Below are 16,437 nucleotides of genomic sequence, written 5' to 3' on the forward strand. Positions count from 1 at the left end.
GAACATCCTCCCCGGCGGGGCCGGGGAGCCCAAGGAGAGAGACATGAGCCAGCAGCACCAGGACCTGATCGACCGTGACCGCAAGGTGACCTTCCACGCCTCCACCCACCTGCGCGACTTCGCCCATGGCGATGCGCCGGGCCGCGTGATCACCGGTGGCCAGGGCATCACCATCGTCGACAAGGACGGCCGCGAGTTCATCGACGGCTTCGCCGGCCTCTACTGCGTCAACATCGGCTACGGTCGCACCGAGGTGGCCGAGGCGATCTACCGGCAGGCGCTCGAGCTCTCCTACTACCACACCTATGTGGGGCACTCCAACGAGCCGCAGATCGCGCTCTCCGAGAAGATCCTCGAGCTCGCCGGCCCCGGCATGTCCAAGGTCTACTACGGCATGTCCGGCAGTGATGCCAACGAGACCCAGCTGAAGATCGTGCGCTACTACAACAACGTGCTCGGTCGTCCGCAGAAGAAGAAGGTCATCTCGCGCATGCGCGGCTACCACGGCTCCGGTATCGCCTCGGGCTCGCTGACCGGTCTCAAGGCGTTCCATGACCACTTCGACCTGCCCATCGAGACGATCCGCCACACCGAGGCGCCGTTCTACTACCAGCGGGCCGCCGAGCTCGACGGCATGACCGAGCGCGAGTTCTCGAAGCACTGTGCGACGAAGCTCGAGGAGATGATCCTCACGGAGGGGCCCGATACCGTGGCCGCCTTCATCGGCGAGCCGGTGCTCGGCACCGGCGGCATCGTGCCGCCGCCGGAGGGCTACTGGGACGAGATCCAGGCGGTGCTGGCCAAGTACGACGTGCTGCTGATCGCCGACGAGGTGGTGTGTGGCTTCGGGCGTATCGGCACCGACTTCGGCAGCCACTTCTACGGCATCAAGCCCGATCTGATCACCGTGGCCAAGGGGCTGACCAGCGCCTACCAGCCGCTCTCCGGGGTGATCGTCGGCGACCGCGTGTGGAAGGTGCTCGAGCAGGGTACCGGCGAGTTCGGTCCCATCGGCCACGGCTGGACCTACTCCGGCCACGCCCTGGGCTGTGCCGCGGGCCTGGCCAACCTGGCGATCATCGAGCGCGAGGGGCTGACCGCCAACGCCGCCGAGACCGGCGCCTACCTGCAGCAGGCCATGGCGAAGGCGTTCGGCGATAGCCCCATCGTCGGCAACGTGCGCGGCGTGGGCATGCTGGCCGCCCTCGAGTTCGCCGCCGACCCGGCCCGGCGCCAGGCCTTCGACCCGGCGCTCAAGGTCGGCCCGCGCATCGCCGCCGCGGCACTCGACGAGAACCTGATCGCCCGCGCCATGCCGCAAGGGGACATCCTCGGCTTCGCGCCGCCGCTCACCACCGGCCGGGCCGAGGTCGACGAGATCGTCGCCCGCGCCAAGCGCGCGGTGGACAAGGTGGCCGGCGAGCTGCTCCGCTCGGGCGACATCAAGGCCGCCTGAGCCGAGGGGAGTTCCATGTCGCCGCGGGGTGTTCCTCGCGGCGATCTTGTATGGTGAAGAGTATCCGGATGGGGAGCGGGAGACCTTTCCATGGCTGAGTCCAGACACGGCGTGACACTCGCCTCGATCTACCAGGCCCGCCGGCGTATCGCCGGCCAGGTGGCGCGCACGCCGCTGATCCGCTCGGCGGCGCTGTCGGCGCGCTTCGACGCCGAGGTGCTGCTCAAGCTGGAGACCTGCCAGCCGACCGGCGCCTTCAAGCTGCGCGGCGCCACCAATATGATCGCGGCGTTGATCGAACGGCGTGGCCGCGAGGCGCTGCAGCCGGGGGTGACCACGGCCTCCACCGGCAACCATGGCCGGGCGGTGGCCCATGCCGCCGCGCGCCTCGGCGTGCCGGCGGTGATCTGCCTCTCGCGGCTGGTGCCGGAGAACAAGGCCAGGGCCATCGAGGCGCTGGGCGCCGAGGTGCGGCGTGTCGGCCGGAGCCAGGACGAGGCCTTCGGCGAGGTCGAACGGCTGGTGCGCGAGCAGGGCATGACGCCGATTCCACCCTTCGACGATCCCCTGATCGCCTCGGGCCAGGGCACCATCGGCCTGGAACTGATGGAGGATCGGCCCGAGCTGGACCGTGTCATCGTCGGGCTATCGGGGGGCGGGCTGCTGGGCGGCATCGGCGCGGCGGTGAAGGCGATTCGTCCGGCGACCCGCATCACCGGGGTGAGCCTGTCGGCGGGGGCGGCCATGTGGGAGAGCCTCCAGGCCGGTCGTCCCGTCGAGGTCGAGGAGATCGAGAGTCTCGGCGACTCGCTGGGCGGCGGCATCGGGCTCGACAATCGCTGTACCTTTGCCCTGGTGGGCGAGGTGATGGACGACCACCTGCAGGTGTCGGAAGTCGCCATTGCCCAGGCCATGGTTGACATCCTCGAGCACGAGAAGCTGCTGGTGGAGGGGGCCGCGTCGGTGGGGCTGGCCGCCCTGGCCGAGCACGGCCTCGACGTGCGTGGACAGAGGGTGGCATTGATCCTCTCCGGCAACGGGGTCGCCCTTGAAACCTTCGACCGGGCGCGGAAAATCGCTGGACGAGACGAATGATTCGGGAGGACGTCATGCAGCTCTATCATCGCGATGCCATTGCCGCGGCCGTGCATATCGATCGCGACGCCCTGGCGGCGGTGGAGGCGGGGTTCGCCGCCCTGGGCCGCGGCGAGGTCGTCCAGCCGCCGATCCTCTCCATGGCCATCGAGGAGTCCAACGGCGAGGTCGACGTCAAGACCGCCCATATCCGCGGCGCCGAGCGCTTCGCCATCAAGGTCAGCCCCGGCTTCTTCGACAACCCGAAGCTGGGCCTGCCGAGCCTCAACGGCCTGATGATGGTGTTCTCGGCGAAGACCGGCCTGGTCGACGCCGTGCTCTTCGACGAGGGCTATCTCACCATGGTGCGTACCGCGCTCGCCGGCGCCATCGCCGCCAGGCATCTTGCCCGGGAGAACAGCCGTCGCGTGGCGGTGCTGGGCGCCGGCGAGCAGGCCGAGCGCCAGGTCGAGGCGCTGCGCCTGGTGCGCGACATCGACACCGTCGACGTCTGGGCCCGTCGCCGCGAGGCCGCCGAGGCCTACGCCGGGACGATGCGCGACCGGGGCCTCGCCGTGCATGTCCACGACAGCGTTCATGCCGCCTGCGAGCGGGCCGACATCATCGTCACCACCACGCCGTCGCGGGAGCCGATCCTGCGGGCACGCGACCTGCCCGAAGGCGTGCAGGTCACCGCCATGGGCTCGGATAGCCCCGAGAAGTGCGAACTCGACGAGTCGGTGCTGACCCGTGCCGACGCCTTCGTCTGCGACACCCGTGCCCAGAGCGAGCGCAACGGCGAGCTCAAGGCGCTGGGAGGCAGGGAGGCCCCCTTCAAGGTGCACGAGCTGGGCCGCGTGATTGCCGAGGGCCAGCGGCTGCGTCTGTCGGACGCCACCATCACGGTGTGTGACCTGACCGGCACCGGGGTACAGGACACCGCCATTGCCGGCTTCGCCTTGTCGCGGCTGGCGGGCGACTGATGGACCTGCCGGGTGCGCGGGGTATCCGGATCAAGGGGTTGAAGGGGTCATCCCTCCCTGTGTGATCCCGGTACACGGCCGCAGTGCCCTTACCTTTCGGATGGACTCGAGGAGGTGCTCGCCGGCCATCAGTGCCCCGATGGCCACCAGAGCGAGAAGGAACCCATGGCGATGCCCGCGAAACTGACCAGCCCGCCGCCCAGGCTCACCCCGGTGATGAATCCTCGTCTCCTGCGATGAGTGGGCGGTTCAGAACACCAGCACCCTGTCGGCCTGCTCGGTGGCCTCGGCCAGGGCGTCCATGGTGCTGCGTTCGGCGCCCTTCACCACCTCGTCATCGGTGAGCCCGCGGGCGTCCATGCAGGTGCCGCACAACAGGACCCGCCCCTTGGTCGTGACGCGCTTGACCATGCGTTCGGTGTTGTAGAAGCCGTCCGGTGTCTTCTGTCCGGCCTTGGCGCCGGACACCGCATCCCCCATCAGGAAGACCGTCACCTCGCCATCCCGCTTCAACAAGGCGTGAGCGAGACGCAAGCCGTTGTAGAGCCTTTCGGTGCCATAGGGAGGATCGTTGATGATGATGAGAGTCTGCATGGCGCGGCTCATTGCTATCATTCAATGAAGTGATAGAATGATGGTGCTGGCCGCAACCTCCTGTCAAGCGGCAGAATACTCCCGCTTTTCGATCAGAGAGGAACCGATGACATCGCAACAGGACCTTCTCGATACCCTGGCCCTGGTCGCCCGCGCCTTGGGGAATGGCCATCGCCTGGCGTTGCTGGAGCGTCTGGCCCAGGGCGACGCCGCGGTGGAGACGCTGGCCAGTACCGCCGGCCTCACGGTAGGCAATGCCTCCCAGCACCTGCAGCAGCTGCGGCGTACGGGGCTCGTGACCGCCACGCGTGCCGGCAAGCAGATGATCTACCGCCTGACCGATGAGCGTATCGTCACCCTGATGGGGCTGCTCAGGCAGGTCGCCGAGACCAACCTGGCCGAGATGGAGCGTCTGGTGAGTCGGCTATTCGCCGACGACGATGCTGAGGGGGGCCTGGAGGCAGTCTCCCGGGACGAGCTACTGGCCGGGCTGGAAAGCGGCAAGGTCGCGCTGCTGGACGTGCGCCCCGAGGAGGAGTTCGCGGCCGGCCACCTGCCCGAGGCGATCAACATCCCTCTGGCACGACTGGAAGACATGCTCGACAAGCTGCCCCAGGACAGGGAGATCGTCGCCTATTGCCGGGGCCCCTACTGCGCCCTGTCACGCGAGGCCGTCCAGCGCCTGCGGCATCTCGGCTATCGCGTCAGGCGCTTCGAGGAAGGCTATCCCGAGTGGAAAGCGGCCGGCCTGCCCGTGACGTGACATGAGGCACCGCCATGAGTGACTCGCTCTTGTCCCATGAGCCGCTGATTCGGGGCGCCGTTTTTGCCCTCGTCCTGCTGGCGATGGTCGTGTGGGAAGTCGTCGCCAGTCGGCGTCCCCAGCACGTAGGTCGCGCCAGGCGCTGGCCAGGCAACCTGTTGATCGTCGTGCTGGATACCTTGGCGGTTCGCCTGGTCTTTCCCCTTGCCGCCGTCGGCGGCGCTCTGGTCGCCGCCGAACAAGGCTGGGGCTTCTTCAACCGGGTCGGGGTCCCGGCATGGCTGGCGATAGGGGTGTCGGTTGTCGTGCTGGATCTGGCCATCTATTTCCAGCACCGGCTGTTCCATGCGGTTCCCTGGTTATGGCGCCTCCATCGCATGCATCACGCAGACCTGGAGTTCGACGTGACCACCGGCCTGCGCTTTCACCCCCTGGAGATCCTGATCTCGATGGGCATCAAACTCGCCGTGGTGGCCGCGCTGGGGGCGCCGGCGGTGGCGGTGCTGATCTTCGAGGTAGTGCTCAATGCCACTTCGATGTTCAACCATGGCAATGTCCGCCTGCCCACCAGGTTAGACCGCTGGCTGCGCCTGTTCGTGGTGACACCGGAGATGCATCGTGTCCACCACTCCATCGTTCGTCGCGAAACGGACAGCAACTTCGGCTTCAACCTGCCGTGGTGGGACCGCCTGTTCGGCACCTACCGCGACCAGCCTGCCGCAGGGCACCTCGGCATGACGCTCGGCATCGAGGATTTCCGGGAGGCACGCGACCTCAGGCTGGATCGCATGCTGATCCAGCCCTTCTTGACCCCACGCAGGCAAGCGCAAGCGAAGCGGCATCGCCTTTGAGGGGGGCACTGAAGGGAGAATGACACGGCATTGCCCACCCGCTTATCCGACGAGGTTGAAGTACCTTTGGTCCGGATGCGCTCGTCTTATTGCTCATCCCGCGCAGCAGGACAGTTGCCTGATGTCCCGGGTGAAGGTCTGGGCGCACAGCTTGAGGCCTTCCACCATGGTCAGGTAGGGAAACAGCTCATCGCCGATGGCCTGCACGGTCATCCCCGCGCGCAGCGCCACCACCGCCGTCTGGATGAGTTCGCCCGCCTCGCCGCTGACCGCCTGGACACCCAGCAAGCGCCCTGAGTCGCGTTCGGCAACGAGCTTGATGAAACCACCGGTGTCGAAGTTGACCAGTACCCGCGGCACGTTGTCCAGCGGCAAGGTGCGGCTCTCGGCGTCTATGCCACGGGCTCTGGCCTCGGCCTCCGTCAATCCCACCGTCGCCACCTGCGGATCGCTGAAGACCACCTCTGGCACGGCACTGAGGTCCAACCTGGTGTCTCCGTCGGTCATATTGATCGCCGCCCGGCTGCCTCCGGCGGCGGCCACGTAGACAAACTGTGGCTGATCGGTGCAATCGCCGGCGGCATAGATGCCGGGGGCCGTGGTGCGCAGATGCTCATCCACCAGAATCGCACCACCGGCGGTTTCGATCCCGATGCCCTCCAGCCCCAGGGTCTCGATGTTGGGGATACGACCGGTAGCGACCAGCAACCGGTCGGCGCGGATATCCCCGGCATGGGTCCCCAGCACAAACTCATTGTCGATGTAGTCGACACGGCTGGCCTGGGTCTCGTTGAGCACCTCGATCCCTTCGGCGCGGAAGGCGGTCTCGATGGCCTCGCCGACGGCCGGCTCTTTCCGGGATAGCAGGCGGCGGCGGGCGAGGATCGTCACTCGACTGCCGAGCCGGGCGAAGGCCTGGGCCAGCTCCACGGCCACCACCGAGGCGCCGATCACCGCCAGACGCTCGGGAATGGTGTCGCTGGTCAGCGCAGTGGTAGAAGTCCAGTAGGGCGTCTCGGCGAGCCCCGGCACCGGCGGGATGGTGGGGCGGGCGCCGGTGCCGATAAAGGCCCGGTCGAAGCTGATGCGTCGCTCGCTGCCGTCATCGGCGCGCACGCTCAGGGCATGGGCATCGACGAAGCGCGCCTCGCCCATCAGCACGGTAACGGCCGGATTGTCGGCCAGGATCGTGGCGTACTTGGCATGGCGCAGTTCCTCGACCCGCCTCTGCTGCTGTGCCAGCAGCTCGCAGCGATCGACCGTCGGTGTGCCGGGGCTCAGGCCCGCGTCGAAGGGGCTTGTGCGACGTAGGTGGGCGATATGTGCGGCACGGATCAGGATCTTGGACGGCACACAGCCGACATTGACACAGGTGCCGCCGAGGGTGCCGCGTTCGACCAGGGTGACTCGAACGCCGCGCTCGGCGGCCTTCAGGGCGGCGGCCATGGCGGCACCGCCACTACCGATCACGGCGATATGCAGCTTCTTGTCGTCACTCATGATCGTCACTCCTTATGGGACCCGGCATCCCGCTGTCGTTTACTGTACAAGGCGTAGACGCTCAGGCCGATAAAGGCGGCCAGGGCAGGGAACAGTACGACGTCGAGATAGCCCGTCAGTGCCGCCAGGCCCACTGCAGCGAGCAGGATGACCAGGATCGGGGTGAAACAGCACAGTGCGACCAGCACCGTGCCGATCACCCCGACGCGCAGCAGGGTCCCGGGATCTTTCCTGCCGCCTTTCTTGTTCGAGCCACGGGCGGCAGATAGGCCATGGTTTTCCGTCGGTCTTGGCATAGTGGCTACTCTGATCGGAATTGCAGTGACTAAGCTAAGCTTACTCCCGTAGTCAGCTACGGAATCAAGCGCCATGCGGAGAGAAGCGGGGACCATGACCATCGGCGGCTTGGCCAAGGCCGCTGGCGTCAATGTCGAGACTATCCGGTACTACCAGCGCCGGGGGTTGCTGCCGGAGCCGGATCGGCCGTATGGCAGCATTCGGCGTTACCGCAACAGTGACGCAGCGCGTCTGAGCTTCATCAGGACCGCCCAGCGGCTGGGGTTCAGCCTGAACGAAATCGCCGAGTTGTTGCGACTGGAGGATGGCACCCACTGCGCAGAGGCCAGTGCCCTGGCCGAGCACAAGCTGAAGGATGTCCGCGAGAAGCTGGCTGACCTGCGGCGTATCGAGCGTGTCCTGGCCGAACGGGTCCATGCCTGCCATGAGCGGCAAGGGCGTGTCACTTGTCCGTTGATCGCGTCACTGCATGAAGGCTTGTCGGCTACTGCCGATGAACGACCGGCAAGACAATAAGGCGGCAGGCCAACGAGATTGTCTGGTTTCAGGATGCCATCGTCATGCCTCTAACCAATCTGCAATTCGGACTGCATCGGGTCCCGGGAGGAAGCAAAGGCGGAGCCGACCAGATAGGCCACCGTCAGCGGACACACACGTCCCACGAACATCATCATCATGATAATGACCTGGCCCGAACCGGAAAGCTCCGTCGTCAAGCCACGCGTCAGGCCAACGGTGCCAAGGGCGGACGTGGCTTCGAACGCAACCGTCAGCAGATCGGCGTCTTCGGTGATGGACAGGGCCAGGGTACCCATGAAGATGCCGAGGACGGCCATCACCGTTACCGCAAGCGCCTTGAGCAGGGTGATCGTATCGATGGCATGCGAAAAAAGCGTGGGCTCGCGTCGACGCCGAATGTAGGTCCAGGTGGCGGCGAGCAGGACGAACAGGGTGGCCACCTTGATGCCGCTGCCGGTGCCGTTGGCCCCCGCCCCGATGAACATCAGCAGCATCAGCACGAGGCTGGTGGGCTGGGTGAGGCCATTGATGTCGAGGCTGTTGAAACCGGCGGTTCGCGGCGTCGTCGCCTGCAGCCAGGAGGCCCAGAGCTGATCGGAAAGTCCGGGTAGTGCTGCCAGGGTGGCCGGGTTATCCGACTCCAGCATGTAGATCATGGCGGCGCCCATGAGGCTCAACACTACGGTGCCGAAGAGCACGACCTTGACGTTGATGTCCAGTTGCCGGCTGTGGCGATAGTCGAGCATCCCCATGATCACGATGAAGCCCAGTCCTCCGATGAGGTAGAGGGCGGGAATCACCGTATTGATGACCGGGTATCCGGTGTACGCCATAAGGCTGTCGGGGGAAAGGGTGAAACCGGCATTGTTGAAGGCGGAGACGGTGTGGAACAGGGACCACCAGAGCCCCTGGAGCCAGCCATGTTCGGGCACTCAGACCAGCGCCAGGGGCACCAGGGCGATGCCTTCTATGACCAGCGCCAGTTTGACCACCGCCGTGGCGGTGCGTAAGACGTCCCGAGGGTGGGTTTCGCTGTAGGGGGCGCTTGCGACCAGGGAACGTCGGCCACTGATGCGCCCGCCGAGTGACAACAATGCCAGCACGGCGAATGTCATGAGCCCCAGACCACCCGCCTGCATCAATACGAGAATGACCGCCTCGCCCCAGACACTGAAGGTAGGGCCGGTTTCGGTGACGACCAGTCCGGTGACGGTTACCGCGGAGGTGGCGGTAAACAGGGCCTCGCGCCATGAAATGGAGGCGTCTACGGAGAGCGGTAGCTTGAGCAGTGCCGTTCCCACGAGGATCAATGCCACGAATCCAGCGGTCAGCAAGAACGGCGGGCTGATTCGCCAGGAACGCTGCAGGCGTTGGGGGCTGGTAGCGAGCGCATCGCGAATCCTGGCGAATATGGCCATCGGCTTATTGGTGATAATCCCGCGTAGCCGGTGGAAGATGCTCAGACTGGATCCGTGACGACCTCGACGCGCCATAAGAGCTGCTCCCGGTTGACAAGGGATACGAGATTCTTCGACGCCTGCAGGTGTTCAGGCGGTGTCATGCTGACCACCTGACGGCTCCGAGGTTGTCACCCGACCAGGATTAGATCATCAGCTTATCCCATTTCCACTCAGCCTCTCGGCGTCGGTCACTTCCTGAAGCATTTATCGCTCTTGTCTTCTCTCCATCAATGAGTCGAGCTCAAGACAGGTTCCTTACAGCCGACCCACGGCACCCAGTGCCAGAGATGACGGGTGAATCCGGGAGGTCGTGATGACATGCCGCGTTGATTGGAGCGTTGTTCTGCCCCACCCGCCTGGGGGCTCCAGGGCGGAGGATGGACCATGGCTTCACGGTGCCTTCGATCGCACGCTGGCCACGGCATCGAAGAGCAGCGATGGCCGCTGCCACAGGGAATTGATGAAGATGGCGGTCACGCTGGCGGCCATGGCCACCATGGCCCACACCGGGTAGATCAGGCCGGTGGACGCCAGCGGGATGCCGATGCCGTTGAACAGAAACGCCAACGAGACGTTCTGTAGCATCTTGCGATACCCCCAGTGGCTGATCCGCCAGGCGGCCACCACGCTGCTCACCTGTGCGTTGAGGATGATGATGTCGGCGGCGTCGATGGCGATGTCGGTGCCGCTGCCCATGGCGATGCCCACGTCCGCCTGCATCAGCGCCGGGGCGTCGTTGATGCCGTCGCCGACCATGGCGACCCGCCCCCCGCGCTGCATCTTCCGCAGCAAGTCGGCCTTCTGTTCCGGCAGCACCCCGGCATGGACCGTTTCGATGCCCACCAGGCTGGCGATATGCCGGGCGGTGCGCGCGTTGTCGCCGGTCACCAGCGCGGTGTGAACACCGAGCGAGTGGAGCCGTTGCACGGTCTCCGCGGCGTCGCCGCGCAGGGCATCGCCCAGGGCGATGGCCCCCAGCAACCGCGCGCAACGGGCGACGACGATGACCGTCTGACCCTGGCGCTCGGCGATCTCGATGCCTTCACTGACCGGCCCCAGTTCAATGCCTTGCTCGACGAGAAAGGCCGGGCTGCCGACCCATACCGGTTCGTCGTTGACCCGGGCGGTGACGCCGCGGCCAGACTGTGCCTGGAATTCGGTGACGTCGGGAATCGCCAGGTCCCGTGCCAGGGCCGCTTCGACCACGGCACGGCCCAGGGGATGTTCCGAGGCGCTCTCAACGGCAGCTGCAAGCGACAACAGGGTGTCGTCGTCGCCGTCGACACTGGTGATGTCGAGTACCGCGGGGCGGCCCTCGGTGAGGGTGCCGGTCTTGTCGAATACCACGGTGGTGACGCGCCGCAGGGCCTGAAAGGACTCGCCGGTGCGCATCAGCACCCCCTGATCGGCCGCCTCGCCGGCGCCACGCACGATGGACAGCGGCGCGGAGATGCCCACCGCGCAGGGATAGCCCATCACCAGCACGGTGAGGGCGGCGAACACGGCCCGTTCCGGGTCGGGCCCGCCCCCCCAGAGCAGCGGCGCACTCATCCAGAACACCAAGGCCAGCGCGGAGACGACCAGTACCGTGGGCGTATAGACCCGCAGCACCCGGTCCACCAGATGCAGCAGGCCCGGCTTGAGCGCCCGTGCATCCTCCAGGCTGCGCACCACCTGCTGCAGGAAGCTCGCCTCGCCGGTGGCCGTCACCCGCACCACCAGCGTGCCGCTGCCATTGATGGCGCCACCGACCAGCGTATCGCCCGGCGTTTTCTCGATCGGCAGCGGTTCACCGGTGACCAGGGACTGGTCCACGGCCGAGTCGCCAGCGATGACCTCGCCGTCCACCGGGATACGCTCTCCGGGGCGGATACGCACCCGCATGCCGGTTTCCACCTGCGCCACCGGCAGGTCGCGTTCGCCGCCCTCGTCGATGACGTGGGCGGTCTCCGGCTGCAGGTCGAGCAGGCGGCGCACCGACTGGGAGCTGCGGGTCTTGACGATCAGCGAGAGCCACTCGGAGAACAGGTGGTAGGTCAGCACCATGACCGAGACGGCGAAGAAGGCGGCGGTGGGGTAGCCGTCGGGTCGCACCGCCAGGCCGATGCCGCCGCCGACCAGGCCCGCGAAGGCACCGATTTCCACCAGCACATGTTGGTTGAGGATGCCACGGCGCAGCGCTTGATAGGCCATGATCAGCATCTGTCGGGCGATACCGAACACCATCGCCACCGCCAGGACCGCTACCAGGATCGCCTCCTGGCCCGCCAGCATGTTTCCGGCGCGCAGCCCGAACAGGATCAGGCCGCCGAGGGCCAACAGGGCGCTACCGCCCAGGGCGGCTCCGGTGCCCTGGCCGCGAAGGACGGCATAGCCGAACATCACCAGGCTGACATAGACCAGGGTGGAGAGCCCCAGGGTCCACAGCGAGCCGGGATCGACGATCAGACCCACCGCCGCCAGACTGGCGGCCAGCGCCACCAGGAAGCGGTTGCGCTCGCGGGCCAGGTCGTGCTCCTGGTTCGCGTAGGGCTCGACCTTGCGGGGGTCGCTGAGGCGATAGCCGATGGCCTGCAGGGTGCCCATCAACGCCTCGGCACTGGTCTCGCGCGTGTCGTATTCCACCAGGGCCTGTTCGTGGGTGAGGCTGACCGCCACCCGGCGTACGCCCGGCTTCTGTCCCAGGGCACGCTCGATGGTGCCGGTGCATAGCGAGCAGTGCAGCCCGCCGATGTGGGCGCGTACCCGTCGGATCTCCGGCTCGTCGGTCGGTTCCAGGCTCCATGGCTGGAGGCTGTCTTCCGGTATCGCTGTGGTTGCCGTCGACATGGCTGCCCCGCAGGTGATGAGGTCATGCTTCAAGGGTAGGGCCCGTACTGGACTACGGAGTCAAGCGCAGCCGGGGGGCGAGGCGGGAAGGCAGGCGAGAGGCGTCGGTGTACCGGGCTATGAGAACGCCAACCAGAGGGTCCAGCCACCCAGCCCCACCAGTACGCCGCCCGTCCAGCGGGGCATGCGTCCGGCGAGTCGCGCGAGGGCCTCGAGCCCACGCCGGCCACGGGCAGTATAAACGGCAAGCACCAGGGGGCTGGAGAGCGCCAGGCCGAACACCAGCAGAGTGGCGGCGCCGAAGATGACGCCCCCGCCGGCCGCAGCCCGCGCGGCAAGCGGCAAGGCAGCGACGATCTCCAAGGCGCTAGTCTGCCTCGGACGCGATGCTTGCCGAGTACCCTGCACCGCGAACCGCCTCCGCGAGCCGCTCAGCGGGGGTCTGGGTGGTGTCGACCGCCACCCTGGCCTCGCCGTTCGCATGGGAAACCGAGCATCCCTTGACCCCCGGCTGCTGTTCGAGAACGTGGCGGACGATCTCCGCGCAGCCGTCGCAGTGCATGCCCTTGATCGTGAGTTTCACTGTCTGCATGCCTCTCTCCTGTCGATTCGTCGTCTCGACGGTCAGCACCTCGTCGTGCTCCAGGGCGTCGAGGATGGAACAGCACCGCAACGGGCCCTCTCCCGGGCAACGGTCGAGCAACGTCAGCAGACCCCGGCGGATACGCCGGAGTCGCTCGAGCTTCTGATCCATATCGCAGCCAGCCTCGGTACCGAGGGCAGGGCGGGCGCCGGTGCCGGTCGAGGCGGATGGTCTTCTCGCTCCCCCTTGAGTCCGCGCCCGTCAGGCGCCATGCTGCTGGCATGGCAATTCGTCAATCCAAGGAGCCGAGCGGATGGCAACGGTGCTGGCCTTCGATGTCTACGGGACCCTGATCGATACCCATGGTGTGGTCACCGAGCTGGAGGAGCGGCTCGGCGCCTCCGGCAAGGCGGAGCTGGCCGCCGAGTTCTCGCGGCGCTGGCGCGACAAGCAGCTCGAATACAGCTTCCGGCGGGGCCTGATGGGGGCCTATGTGGCCTTCTCGCAATGTACCCGGGAGGCGCTGGAGTTCACCGACCGGGCCCTGCAGACCCGCCTGGCCGACGTCGACAAGGACCATCTGATGGCCACCTATGCCCGGTTGCCGGCCTTCCCCGAGGCGGCCGCGGCCCTGTCACGGCTCTCCGCGGCCGGGGTGCGTTGCGTGGCCTTCTCCAACGGCACCCTTGATGCGGTCAGCGGGCTGCTCGAGCAGGCCGGGTTGCTCGAGCACTTCGAGGCGGTGATCAGCGTCGATGAGGTGAAGCGCTTCAAGCCCGACCCGGCGGTCTATGCGCACCTGCGCAACCGGCTCGAGGTCACCCCCGGGGATACCTGGCTGATCTCCAGCAACCCCTTCGACGTCATCGGCGCCCGGCATGCCGGCCTGCACGCCGCCTGGGTGCGCCGCAGCCTGGATGCGCCCTTCGACCCCTGGGGCATCGAGCCCGACATGACGGTGGCGGATCTCGACGCCCTGTCCGAGCGGCTAGGCTGAGGCGACAGCCCTTATTCCAGCAGCTCGCCGACGGCGAGGGTGCCTCGGTCGGCCAGCCGTACCGGGCGCGAGTCGCTGGCGGTCCACTCGGCCATGGAGCCGTCGTACATGGTGGCGTTCTCGAAGCCGCCCACCTCGCTGAGCTGGAACCAGCCGCTGGCGGCCCAGTGGCCGGTGTTGCAGAAGGCGACGGTGGGCGCCTCGCGGTCCAGCCCCAATTCGTCGATGTGCGCCTTCAGCCCCTCTGGCTTCAGGTAGTAGGCTCCGTGCTGCTCCACCAGGTGACTGTCATGGGGCAGGTTCACCGACCCCGGGATGGTGCCGGGAGCCCGGGTCGCGGGCGATTGGGTCTCACCGGTGAAGAAGGCCGGCGGCCGGGCGTCCACCAGTTGCTCCTCGGCCTGGCGGGCCGCTTCCACCTCCGCGGTGGTGGCCAGCAGCGACTCGCGCAGGGTGCCCTCGAAGCTGACCGCCTCGGTGTCGCCCACCGGGCCGCTGGCGACCTCGTGGCCCTGCTGCTCCCAGCCGGCGAAGCCGCCGTTGAGGATCGTCACCTCGTCGTGCCCCAGCACCTTGAAGGTCCAGTAGACACGCGCGGCGCTGCCGAAGTCGGTGGGGCCGGTGCCTGCCGGCACGATGACCACGGTATCGTCGTTGCCGATGCCCAGGCCGCCGATCAACGCCTCCAGGTCCTCGACGTCGGGCAGCAGCCCGGCCACCTCGTCCCGGTCCTCGCGCCAGCCGGCGTCGGTATAGTTGCTGTAACGGCTGCCCGGGATGCGCGCGGCCTCGAAGGTGTCGCGATCGCCGCCATCGTCGATGGAGGAGCGAACGTCCAGCACCACCAGGTCGTCGCTGCCCAACTGCTGGTCGAGCCATTCGGCCTCGACCAGGGGAGAGGGATGCATGGCGTGGGCCGGGCCGGCGATGGCCAGGGCGCCGGCCGCCAGGAACAGGATGCGTCTCATGAGGCGTCCTCCTTCATCGGGGATGACACGATGCTAGGCGTGCCCCCCCGGCAGGGCAGCGCGCCGCCAAGATTCCTTGCTGACCTATTAATAACCATTGGCTATAACTCTTCGGTGCCATTATTTGCTGGCAACGGAGTGCCGGGTAAGCAAGGGGTCATCAGCCCCGCCAGGCGTGGCCGGCGAAGGCTTCGTCGAGCTCGGGATGATTGACGTGGTTGGCGTAGTTGGACAGGGTCTTCACCGCCAGGGCCAAGACGATCTGCAGCACCTGCGCCTCCTCGAAGCCGGCCTCCAGGAAGGCCTTGACGTCGTTTCGGGTCGGCATGCCGCGGGTCTCGAACATCACCCGGGTGAACTCGCTCAGGGCGGCAAGGCGTGCGTCAGGGATCGGCTGGTCCTCGCGGATCGCCTCTATCACGTCGGCGGGCACCCGGGACATCTTCTCTGCCAGCATGCTGTGGGCGGACATGCAGTAGCCGCAGCCGTTGAGCCGGCTGATGGTCAGTAAGACCACCTCCTGCTCGGGCGGGGCGAAACCGGACTCCTGGCGGAACAGCTCGTAGCCGTGCAGGTAGGTGTCCAGTACGCCGGGCGCCTTGGCCATGCCCTCGTACATCTTGGGCACGAACCCCAGCTTGTCATTGGCCTTCTCGAGCAGCGGCCGGGCCTTGGCGTCGGCGTTGTCGAGGGTCTGGGGCGCGAGTTGCATCTGATAGTCGGCTGCCATGATGGGCCTCCTGTCGCATGGTGGGACACCGCAATGGGTGTCGGGTCATATATGGATCACTTGGTCCATATTTAGGGTGAAGCCTGACGGCTTCAATCAAGTGCCGTCAGCGAAGCGTGTCGAGGAGCAACTCTGCGGCCGCGCCTGCCTGCGCGTGATCGGTACCGGACTTGAGCAGGGTGCGCAGGCCGGCCATGCCCAGCGTCAGGTAGGTCGCGAGTGCCAGGGAATCGCGATCCGCGGCAATGTCGCCCTCGGCCTGGGCCCGCATGACGGCCGCGTGGAACAGCCCGGTGATGGCCTCCACGCTGCGTCGGGCCTCGCTCGCCGCGAGGTCGCCTCGCTGGCCGAGTTCGCTGGCCGAGTTGAAGATCAGACAGCCCAGGGCGGCACGCTCGCTGCCGGCCTCCCGGGCCGTCTCCCCGAACAGGCCCTCCAGGAAGGCCATGGCCGAGGGTGACGCCTCGAGCCGGCGGTTCAGCCGACCGATCAGGTTGCCGCGGTAGCGGCGCAGCGCCTCGAGGAACAGCTGCTCCTTGTTGCCGAAGGCCTGGTAGAGGCTGCTGCGCGAGATGTTCATGGCCGCCAGCAGGTCACGGGTCGAGGCACTGTCGTAACCACGGGCCCAGAAGACCTGCATGGCGGCGTTCGCGGCGGCGTCGGGGCTGAATGCGATGGGGCGTCCTCGTGTCATGCCCTGAAATTTAGTACCGATCAGTCCATAAATCAATCCCGAGACGGATCGCGTCTCGGTGGCTATCGGTGTAAGGACCGGGTGCATGCGACGACAGAGTCATCACGGCACACCACACGACAACAGCGACGGCCGAACA

At 66.9% G+C, this 16,437-nt stretch carries 16 protein-coding genes and 1 pseudogene; 7 read left to right on the forward strand and 10 right to left on the reverse strand.

Annotation, left to right across the window (positions count from 1 at the left end; translation table 11 throughout):
- Positions 1–43: 43 nt before the first annotated feature.
- The 3 genes from QLQ85_RS13995 (at position 44) to QLQ85_RS14005 (ending at position 3,513) form a co-directional block, all read left to right on the forward strand.
- Positions 44–1,456 carry an aminotransferase gene (locus QLQ85_RS13995; RefSeq protein ID WP_282739566.1) on the forward strand — a complete coding sequence of 471 codons (1,413 nt, stop codon included), beginning with the start codon at positions 44–46 and terminating at the stop codon, positions 1,454–1,456.
- Positions 1,457–1,546: 90 nt separating this feature from the next.
- The gene (gene eutB, locus QLQ85_RS14000; protein WP_282739567.1) at positions 1,547–2,551 is read left to right on the forward strand and encodes a hydroxyectoine utilization dehydratase EutB; all 1,005 of its coding nucleotides are present in this window, start codon (positions 1,547–1,549) and stop codon (positions 2,549–2,551) included.
- Between the two features lie 14 nt (positions 2,552–2,565).
- On the forward strand, positions 2,566–3,513 hold the full coding sequence (locus QLQ85_RS14005) for a cyclodeaminase (RefSeq protein ID WP_282739568.1): 948 nt from the start codon (positions 2,566–2,568) through the stop codon (positions 3,511–3,513).
- Positions 3,514–3,762: 249 nt separating this feature from the next.
- On the opposite strand, the gene QLQ85_RS14010 is transcribed toward QLQ85_RS14005, so the two are convergent.
- A complete protein-coding gene (locus QLQ85_RS14010; RefSeq protein WP_282739569.1) occupies positions 3,763–4,107 on the reverse strand; it encodes a DsrE/DsrF/TusD sulfur relay family protein in 345 nt (114 codons plus the stop codon).
- Positions 4,108–4,213: 106 nt separating this feature from the next.
- Here QLQ85_RS14010 and QLQ85_RS14015 point away from each other — a divergent pair, with 106 nt between their 5' ends.
- Together QLQ85_RS14015 and QLQ85_RS14020 are read left to right on the forward strand one after the other, a co-directional pair.
- Positions 4,214–4,870, forward strand: coding sequence for an ArsR/SmtB family transcription factor (locus QLQ85_RS14015; protein WP_282739570.1), 657 nt, complete (start codon positions 4,214–4,216; stop codon positions 4,868–4,870).
- Positions 4,871–4,884: 14 nt separating this feature from the next.
- The gene (locus QLQ85_RS14020) at positions 4,885–5,721 is read left to right on the forward strand and encodes a sterol desaturase family protein (protein ID WP_282739571.1); all 837 of its coding nucleotides are present in this window, start codon (positions 4,885–4,887) and stop codon (positions 5,719–5,721) included.
- A gap of 93 nt (positions 5,722–5,814) precedes the next feature.
- Here the strand turns inward: QLQ85_RS14020 and merA are convergent, their stop codons facing one another.
- Both merA and merF read right to left on the reverse strand, forming a co-directional pair.
- Positions 5,815–7,221: a mercury(II) reductase gene (gene merA / locus QLQ85_RS14025; protein ID WP_282739572.1), complete on the reverse strand. Its 1,407-nt coding sequence runs from the start codon at positions 7,219–7,221 to the stop codon at positions 5,815–5,817.
- Positions 7,222–7,226: 5 nt separating this feature from the next.
- Entirely contained in the window at positions 7,227–7,517 is a 291-nt protein-coding gene (gene merF, locus QLQ85_RS14030; protein ID WP_282739573.1) for a mercury resistance system transport protein MerF, read from the reverse strand.
- 94 nt (positions 7,518–7,611) lie between these two features.
- Here merF and merR point away from each other — a divergent pair, with 94 nt between their 5' ends.
- Complete coding sequence (merR, locus tag QLQ85_RS14035) at positions 7,612–8,034, forward strand: Hg(II)-responsive transcriptional regulator (RefSeq protein WP_456070615.1); 423 nt, start codon at positions 7,612–7,614, stop codon at positions 8,032–8,034.
- A gap of 50 nt (positions 8,035–8,084) precedes the next feature.
- Here merR and QLQ85_RS14040 read toward each other — a convergent pair.
- From QLQ85_RS14040 to QLQ85_RS14055, 4 genes and pseudogenes are all read right to left on the reverse strand, one after another.
- Positions 8,085–9,530 (reverse strand): annotated as a pseudogene (locus tag QLQ85_RS14040) (TrkH family potassium uptake protein).
- A gap of 357 nt (positions 9,531–9,887) precedes the next feature.
- Entirely contained in the window at positions 9,888–12,326 is a 2,439-nt protein-coding gene (locus QLQ85_RS14045) for a heavy metal translocating P-type ATPase (RefSeq protein WP_282739575.1), read from the reverse strand.
- Between the two features lie 117 nt (positions 12,327–12,443).
- The gene (locus tag QLQ85_RS14050) at positions 12,444–12,689 is read right to left on the reverse strand and encodes a hypothetical protein (RefSeq protein ID WP_282739576.1); all 246 of its coding nucleotides are present in this window, start codon (positions 12,687–12,689) and stop codon (positions 12,444–12,446) included.
- 4 nt (positions 12,690–12,693) lie between these two features.
- On the reverse strand, positions 12,694–13,080 hold the full coding sequence (locus tag QLQ85_RS14055) for a heavy-metal-associated domain-containing protein (protein WP_282739577.1): 387 nt from the start codon (positions 13,078–13,080) through the stop codon (positions 12,694–12,696).
- A gap of 142 nt (positions 13,081–13,222) precedes the next feature.
- Here QLQ85_RS14055 and QLQ85_RS14060 point away from each other — a divergent pair, with 142 nt between their 5' ends.
- Positions 13,223–13,906, forward strand: a complete 684-nt coding sequence (locus tag QLQ85_RS14060) for a haloacid dehalogenase type II (protein WP_282739578.1) — start codon at positions 13,223–13,225, stop codon at positions 13,904–13,906.
- An 11-nt stretch (positions 13,907–13,917) separates the two neighbouring features.
- Here QLQ85_RS14060 and QLQ85_RS14065 read toward each other — a convergent pair whose 3' ends face one another.
- From QLQ85_RS14065 to QLQ85_RS14075, 3 genes are all read right to left on the reverse strand, one after another.
- Positions 13,918–14,874, reverse strand: coding sequence for a sulfurtransferase (locus QLQ85_RS14065; protein ID WP_282739579.1), 957 nt, complete (start codon positions 14,872–14,874; stop codon positions 13,918–13,920).
- A gap of 160 nt (positions 14,875–15,034) precedes the next feature.
- Complete coding sequence (locus QLQ85_RS14070) at positions 15,035–15,604, reverse strand: carboxymuconolactone decarboxylase family protein (RefSeq protein WP_282739580.1); 570 nt, start codon at positions 15,602–15,604, stop codon at positions 15,035–15,037.
- Between the two features lie 106 nt (positions 15,605–15,710).
- A complete protein-coding gene (locus tag QLQ85_RS14075) occupies positions 15,711–16,298 on the reverse strand; it encodes a TetR/AcrR family transcriptional regulator (RefSeq protein WP_282739581.1) in 588 nt (195 codons plus the stop codon).
- Positions 16,299–16,437: the final 139 nt, after the last annotated feature.

It is taken from the genome of Halomonas kalidii (assembly GCF_030010475.1).
Lineage (GTDB): Bacteria > Pseudomonadota > Gammaproteobacteria > Pseudomonadales > Halomonadaceae > Halomonas > Halomonas heilongjiangensis.

Excerpts from the sequence above, each read along its gene's own strand:
- QLQ85_RS14045 (WP_282739575.1), bottom strand. The coding sequence starts at position 12,326 with ATGTCGACGGCAACCACAGCGATACCGGAAGACAGCCTCCAGCCATGG.
- QLQ85_RS14010 (WP_282739569.1), bottom strand. The coding sequence starts at position 4,107 with ATGCAGACTCTCATCATCATCAACGATCCTCCCTATGGCACCGAAAGG.
- merA (WP_282739572.1), bottom strand. The coding sequence starts at position 7,221 with ATGAGTGACGACAAGAAGCTGCATATCGCCGTGATCGGTAGTGGCGGT.
- QLQ85_RS14075 (WP_282739581.1), bottom strand. The coding sequence starts at position 16,298 with ATGACACGAGGACGCCCCATCGCATTCAGCCCCGACGCCGCCGCGAAC.
- QLQ85_RS14060 (WP_282739578.1), top strand. The coding sequence starts at position 13,223 with ATGGCAACGGTGCTGGCCTTCGATGTCTACGGGACCCTGATCGATACC.
- QLQ85_RS14015 (WP_282739570.1), top strand. The coding sequence starts at position 4,214 with ATGACATCGCAACAGGACCTTCTCGATACCCTGGCCCTGGTCGCCCGC.
- QLQ85_RS13995 (WP_282739566.1), top strand. The coding sequence starts at position 44 with ATGAGCCAGCAGCACCAGGACCTGATCGACCGTGACCGCAAGGTGACC.
- QLQ85_RS14005 (WP_282739568.1), top strand. The coding sequence starts at position 2,566 with ATGCAGCTCTATCATCGCGATGCCATTGCCGCGGCCGTGCATATCGAT.
- QLQ85_RS14055 (WP_282739577.1), bottom strand. The coding sequence starts at position 13,080 with ATGGATCAGAAGCTCGAGCGACTCCGGCGTATCCGCCGGGGTCTGCTG.
- eutB (WP_282739567.1), top strand. The coding sequence starts at position 1,547 with ATGGCTGAGTCCAGACACGGCGTGACACTCGCCTCGATCTACCAGGCC.
- QLQ85_RS14065 (WP_282739579.1), bottom strand. The coding sequence starts at position 14,874 with ATGAGACGCATCCTGTTCCTGGCGGCCGGCGCCCTGGCCATCGCCGGC.
- QLQ85_RS14070 (WP_282739580.1), bottom strand. The coding sequence starts at position 15,604 with ATGGCAGCCGACTATCAGATGCAACTCGCGCCCCAGACCCTCGACAAC.
- merF (WP_282739573.1), bottom strand. The coding sequence starts at position 7,517 with ATGCCAAGACCGACGGAAAACCATGGCCTATCTGCCGCCCGTGGCTCG.
- merR (WP_456070615.1), top strand. The coding sequence starts at position 7,612 with ATGACCATCGGCGGCTTGGCCAAGGCCGCTGGCGTCAATGTCGAGACT.
- QLQ85_RS14020 (WP_282739571.1), top strand. The coding sequence starts at position 4,885 with ATGAGTGACTCGCTCTTGTCCCATGAGCCGCTGATTCGGGGCGCCGTT.